2 rRNA genes are annotated in these 1,425 nt (G+C 57.9%); both read left to right on the top strand.

The features are described from left to right. Positions 1-525, top strand: a 16S ribosomal RNA gene (locus ACFWEJ_RS28740); the annotation flags it as partial. A 553-nt stretch (positions 526-1,078) separates the two neighbouring features. After that, a 23S ribosomal RNA gene (locus tag ACFWEJ_RS28735) occupies positions 1,079-1,425 on the top strand; the annotation flags it as partial.

The following is a 1,425-nucleotide window of genomic DNA, read 5'->3' as shown; positions in this document are numbered from 1 at the left end:
GGTTCTCTTTGGACACTCGTACACAGGTGGTGCATGGTTGTCGTCAGCTCGTGTCGTGAGATGTTGGGTTAAGTCCCGCAACGAGCGCAACCCTTATCCTATGTTGCCAGCGGGTTATGCCGGGGACTCATGGGAGACTGCCGGGGTCAACTCGGAGGAAGGTGGGGATGACGTCAAATCATCATGCCCCTTATGTCTTGGGCTTCACGCATGCTACAATGGCCGGTACAGAGGGCTGCGATACCGTGAGGTGGAGCGAATCCCAAAAAGCCGGTCTCAGTTCGGATCGGGGTCTGCAACTCGACCCCGTGAAGTCGGAGTCGCTAGTAATCGCAGATCAGCAACGCTGCGGTGAATACGTTCCCGGGCCTTGTACACACCGCCCGTCAAGTCACGAAAGTTGGTAACACCCGAAGCTCACGGCCCAACCCGCAAGGGAGGGAGTGGTCGAAGGTGGGACTGGCGATTGGGACTAAGTCGTAACAAGGTAGCCGTACCGGAAGGTGCGGCTGGATCACCTCCTTTCTAAGGAGCTCATCTCCACCACCGGCCCTATGTGGTCGTTGCCTGACCGGGCTTCGTGCCTGGTGGGTGGTGGTGGCAGAGGCCATGCCCAGGCCGTACGCGTCTGGGGTGGTTGCTCATGGGTGGAACATTGACGAAGAGTCGCCTTCGGTGGTGACCAACGCTAGTACGCCGGCCCTTGCGGGTTGGAAGGAACGTGGAGGTCGGTACTGGTGGGGCTTGCCAAGCACACTGTTGGGTCCTGAGGCAACCGGCCGCCTCACGCACCTGCTTGCTGGTTCTTGAACTGGTGGGCGGGGGTGTGAGTGCGAGTCGAGTGTTTCTGACTGGATACGGGTCACTGGGTTGCATACCAGACCAGCCGGCTGGACCGGTGTTGGTGGTTGCGGTGTGCCTGGTGGGTTCGTCCGTTGCTTGAGAACTGCATAGTGGACGCGAGCATCTTTGAATTTTTCCAAGACTGCTCCATGGTGATGACTGGTCGGCGGGGTTCTGCTTCGTCTGGTTGGTTGTCTCAGGGGCATGTTGTCTTGGTTTCTGTGATTGTAGTGTTGCTGAAGTTTTTAAGGGCACATTGGTGGATGCCTTGGCACTAGGAGCCGAAGAAGGACGTTGTAGCCTGCGATAATCCTCGGGGAGTTGGCAGACAAGCTGTGATCCGAGGGTCTCCGAATGGGGGAACCCAGCCGAAGTCATGTTCGGTTACCCGCGCCTGAATGTATAGGGCGTGTGGAGGGAACGTCGGGAAGTGAAACATCTCAGTACCGACAGGAAGAGATATTCCGTGAGTAGTGGCGAGCGAAAGCGGATGAGGCCAAACCGTATGCGTGTCAAGCTGTCAGGCGTTGCGTGTGCGGGGTTGTGGGACCTTCTGACCAGATCTGACAGTCTGGTAGCCAG

The organism is Promicromonospora sp. NPDC060204 (assembly GCF_042728455.1).
Lineage (GTDB): Bacteria > Actinomycetota > Actinomycetes > Actinomycetales > Cellulomonadaceae > Promicromonospora.
This window is presented reverse-complemented; position numbering and strand designations above follow the sequence as displayed.